The sequence below is a fragment of the Arthrobacter sp. 2YAF22_2 genome (assembly GCF_052114645.1).
Classification (GTDB): Bacteria; Actinomycetota; Actinomycetes; order Actinomycetales; family Micrococcaceae; genus Arthrobacter.
Window position 1 is genome coordinate 1 of the sequence record NZ_JBFRFD010000314.1, and the last position, 4,470, is coordinate 4,470.

Below are 4,470 nucleotides of genomic sequence, written 5' to 3' on the forward strand. Positions count from 1 at the left end.
ACATCCTCGCTGCCGTCGGCACCGTCGTGGAGATTCCCGAGGAGCAGGTGGACGCGCTGTCGGCGATCAGCGGCTCGGGGCCGGCTTACGCCTTCTACCTGGCGGAGGCGATGGCGGCAGCCGGCGTCGAACTGGGCCTCGACGCCGAGCTCTCGCTGCTGCTGGCCCGCGAAACCGTGGCCGGTGCCGGGATGATGCTCGCCGAACCGGGCGCCGATCCCACCGCGTTGCGCACGGCAGTGACGAGCCCGAACGGCACCACCGAACGGGCCATCGCGACCTTCAATGAGCGCGGCCTCCCCGCGATCATCAGCGCCGGCGTCCGGGCCGTAGCCGAGCGGGCCGCGGAGATCACCAAACAGCTGGGCTAGCCGCGAGGCAGCCGCACCCATGACGAAGGCCGGACCGGGTGGCAGGATAGGTCCCATGGAACTGCACATCACCGGGGATCCCGCGGCCGACAAACTACTCAGCGACGACGCGTTTGCCCTGCTCACGGGCATGTTACTCGACCAGCAGGTGACGATGGAATCGGCCTTTGCGGGTCCCGAAAAGATCCGGACGCGGATGGGGTCCATGGACCCGGCCGCGATCGCCGGCTACGATCCGCAAGGGTTCGTCGAGATGTTCAAAGAACGCCCCGCCGTCCATCGGTTCCCCGGGTCCATGGCCGGCCGTGTCCAGGCCCTCGCCGAGACGGTGCACAGTGACTGGAACGGCGACGCCACCGCCATCTGGACGCAGGGGGAGCCCGACGGCCAGGAGGTGCTGCGGCGGCTCAAGGCGTTGCCGGGATTCGGCGAACAAAAGGCCAAGATCTTCCTGGCGCTGTTGGGAAAGCAGTGTGGGCTCCGGGCCGAAGGCTGGCGCGACGCCGCGGGCCACTACGGCCAAGAGAACGCCTTCCTGTCCGTCGCCGACATTGTGGATCCGGAGTCGCTGGGCAAGGTGCGGGCCAGCAAGCAGGCAGCCAAGGCCGCCGCGAAGGCCGGGAAGACCGCCGGGCCCTGATTCTGCGGTCGTTGAGCCAGCGACGCCGGAAGGAACGCGCCCGACGGCGGAGGAACCTAGCGCGTGGAGGTCGGGACCGTGTTTGAACAGCCGGCAGGACGATTCCTTTCCCTCTGGGCTGCCACCGGCGGAACGGCCACTTATGCGTCCCTCGACGCGCCGCTGGACGTGGATGTGGCCGTGATTGGCGGTGGYATCGCGGGACTGACCGCCGCGCTGGCCCTGAAGCGGGCGGGCCAGACGGTGGCCGTGCTGGAGGCGGCGCGGGTGGGCACCGGCGTCACCGGGAGCACCACGGGCAAGGTCACCTCACTGCATCGGCTCGCCTACTCCGGCCTTGTCGCCCGCCACGGCGCCGACGCCGCCCGCACCTACGGGCAGGCCAACGAGGCAGCAATTGAACACGTGGCGGGCGTCGTGGCGGCGGAGGGGATCGACTGCGGGTTCCGGCGGGTGGCCAACTACACCTATGCCGAGTCTGAGTCCGCGCTTGCGCTGGTCCGGGAAGAAGCGGTGCTGGCCGGGCGGCTGGGGCTGCCGGCAATTTTCACCACAGAAGTCCCGCTGCCCTTCGCGGTCAGGGGTGCCGTCCGGTTCGACGGCCAGGCCCAGATCCACGCGCTCAGGTACGTGCAGGGCCTGGCCCGGGCCGTGGACGGGGATGGCAGCTTCGTCTTTGAGGAGTCGCCCGCCACGGGTGTGCGGGACGGCTCTCCGGCAGTGGTGGCCACGGAACGGGGATCAGTCCGGGCGAAGGAAGTCATCGTGGCGACAAACCTACCGTTCGGGGACAACGGACGGTTCGCCGGCCGATGCTACCCGCACCGCTCGTATGTCGTCGCCGCCCGGAGCTCGGTTCCGGCGCTGGACGCAACCTTTATCAGCGTTGACGAACCGATGCGCTCCATCCTGACCGCCGACGTCGAGAGCGGCGGGTACGTGCTGGTCGGCGGGGAAGGGCACCGGGCCACCGAGAGCGTTGATTCCGCCGAACGGTACGGGCGGCTCGCGGCTTTCGCCCGCGACCGCCTGGGCGCCGGTGAGATCGACTACCGCTGGTCCACCCAGGACGCCATGCCTGCCGACGGGCTGCCGTACGTGGGCCGCATGGCGCCCGAATCCCGGCATCTCCACGTCATCACCGGCCTGCGAAAATGGGGCCTCACCAACGGCACCGCCGCAGCCTTAATCCTCCGGGACACGCTGTGCGGCCGGGACAACCCGTGGGCCGCGGTGTTTGACAGCACCCGGAGCGGAGGCGGAACGCCGGCGGAGGCGGCGCGTCCGGCGGAGAGGGTGCCGGGCGCTGACGGCRCTGCCCCGGCTATCTCTCCGGCCGCCGTCTCTCCGGGACACGCTGCCCCGCGGGAGGTGGACCTGGGCCATGTCGTTCCCGGCGAGGGCAGGGTGGTGGATGTGGAAGGGGCCGAAACGGCCGTGTACGTGAGCCCCGCGGGGGAGGTGCACGCGGTCTCGGCCGTCTGTACGCACCTTGGCTGCACCGTGGAGTTCAACCCGACAGACATCACCTGGGACTGCCCTTGCCACGGCTCGCGGTTCAGCACTGAAGGCACCGTCATCCAGGGGCCGGCCACGCGCAACCTGGCTCCCAGCCCGGCCCTGGACGGTCCCGCTGCCGCCGGCGGGGACGCCTAGCTTCCCTGGGCGCGACGGCGGTGCTACGACGGTGCAGCGGCGGTGCTACGGCCGGGCGGCGAACCGTTCCAGCAGGTCCACGTGGCCGGAAACTATGAGCATGTCCCGGGCGGAGACCTTGGTCTCGGGCCGCGCGTAGGTGAAGTCCTCGCCCGGGGACTTCACGCCGACGATCGTCACCCCGTACTTCGAGCGGACCTTGGATTCGTCCAGGGTGAAACCCACGGTTTCCCGCGGCGGGTACATCTTCACGATCGCGAAGTCGTCGTCGAACTCGATGAAGTCCAGCATCCGGCCGGACACGAGGTGCGCGGCGCGCACGCCGGCGTCAGCCTCCGGGTAGATGACGTGGTTGGCGCCGATCCGGGTCAGGATCTTGCCGTGCGAGGGCGTGATCGCCTTGACCCAGAGATGTTCGATGCCGAGGTCCACGAGGTTGACAGTGATCAGCACCGAGGACTCGATCGAGGTGCCGACGCCGACGACGGCGGAGCTGAACTCCTGGGCGCCAAGCTGGCGCAGCGCGTCGATGTTGGTGGCGTCGGCCTCCACCACGTGGGTCAGCACGCTCGCCCACTTCTGCACGAGGCCCCGGTCCCGTTCGATGGCCAGCACCTCGCGGCCCTGCTTGACCAGCTGTTCGGCGGTGGACGCGCCGAAGCGGCCCAGCCCGATCACCAGCACGGGCGCGTTGTGGGCGGGGCGGTTAACGGCGCCTGGGGAACTAGCCAATGATCGGTCTCTCTTCCGGGTAGTGGTACAACTGGCTGCGCTGGCGCAGGGCCAGTCCAGCGGCGAGGGTGACGGTGCCGACGCGGCCCGCGAACATCAGCGCCGTGAGAACGTAGACGCCGGCGGGCGGCAGTTCGGCGCTGAGGTTGGTGCTCAGTCCCACGGTGGCGAACGCGGAAATCGTTTCGAAGAGCACCCGGTCCAGCGAGGCGCCGCTGATCTGCAGCAGCAACAGGGCGGAAACGGCCACCAGGGTGGCTCCGGCGACGATCACCGAGATGGCCACCCGCATGGCGCCCTCCGGGATGGTCCGGCCGTAGATCTTGACGTCCGCGTCGCCGCGGGCCTCGGCGACGATGGCCAGGAACATCACCGCGATGGTCGTGACCTTGATACCGCCGGCGGTCGACGCGGAACCGCCGCCGGCGAACATGAGCGCGTCGGACAGCAGCATGGTGGTGGAATCCATGTGGTTCTGGTCCACCAGGTTGAAGCCGCCCGAGCGGGTCATCACGGAGGCAAAGATCGAGTGCGTCACCTTGTCGCCCACGTCCATGCCGCCGATGGTGCGCACGTTGTCCCACTCCATCAGCCCCCAGAGGACGGCGCCGGCGGCGAGCAGGATCAGCGAGACCTGGATGGTCAGCTTGGTGTGCAGGTTCCATTTCTTCCAGCTCAGGCCGTTTTGCAGCAGAACCATGACAACCGGAAAGCCGAGGCTGCCCAGGAAGACGCCGACCATGAGGGGAACAAGGATCCACAGGTCTGTCTCGTACGGGACGATGCCGTCCGAGTGGGGCGTGAACCCGGCATTGTTGAAGGCGGAGATCGCGTAGAACACGCCGTGCCAGACGGCCTGGCCCAGGCTTTCACCCAGCGCCAGGAACCTCGGAATCAGGGCAACGGCCAGGACGGTCTCGATCACCACGGACGTGACGATGACGATCCGCAGCAGGGCGCCTACCTCGCCGAGGCGGCCGGCGTTGTTCATGGCCTCCTGGGCGATCAGCTTGCCGCGGACACCAAGTTTCTTGCTGACCATCAGGGCCAGCAGCGATGCCAGGGTCAGGG

General features: G+C 68.9%; 5 protein-coding genes. 3 read left to right on the top strand and 2 right to left on the bottom strand.

What is annotated here, in order from left to right; genetic code table 11:
• From AB4Y86_RS12970 to AB4Y86_RS12980, 3 genes are all read left to right on the top strand, one after another.
• The coding region (locus tag AB4Y86_RS12970) for a pyrroline-5-carboxylate reductase family protein (protein WP_441402630.1) at window positions 1-371 on the top strand (371 nt) is incomplete at its 5' end.
• A 55-nt stretch (window positions 372-426) separates the two neighbouring features.
• Window positions 427-1,011 carry an HhH-GPD-type base excision DNA repair protein gene (locus AB4Y86_RS12975; RefSeq protein WP_441402631.1) on the top strand — a complete coding sequence of 195 codons (585 nt, stop codon included), beginning with the start codon at window positions 427-429 and terminating at the stop codon, window positions 1,009-1,011.
• Window positions 1,012-1,089: 78 nt separating this feature from the next.
• A complete protein-coding gene (locus AB4Y86_RS12980; RefSeq protein WP_441402632.1) occupies window positions 1,090-2,667 on the top strand; it encodes an FAD-dependent oxidoreductase in 1,578 nt (525 codons plus the stop codon).
• 45 nt (window positions 2,668-2,712) lie between these two features.
• On the opposite strand, the gene AB4Y86_RS12985 is transcribed toward AB4Y86_RS12980, so the two are convergent.
• Both AB4Y86_RS12985 and AB4Y86_RS12990 read right to left on the bottom strand, forming a co-directional pair.
• Entirely contained in the window at window positions 2,713-3,351 is a 639-nt protein-coding gene (locus tag AB4Y86_RS12985; protein WP_441402634.1) for a potassium channel family protein, read from the bottom strand.
• Window positions 3,352-3,391: 40 nt separating this feature from the next.
• Window positions 3,392-4,470: TrkH family potassium uptake protein (locus AB4Y86_RS12990; protein ID WP_441402633.1), on the bottom strand; the 1,079-nt coding region annotated here is incomplete at its 5' end.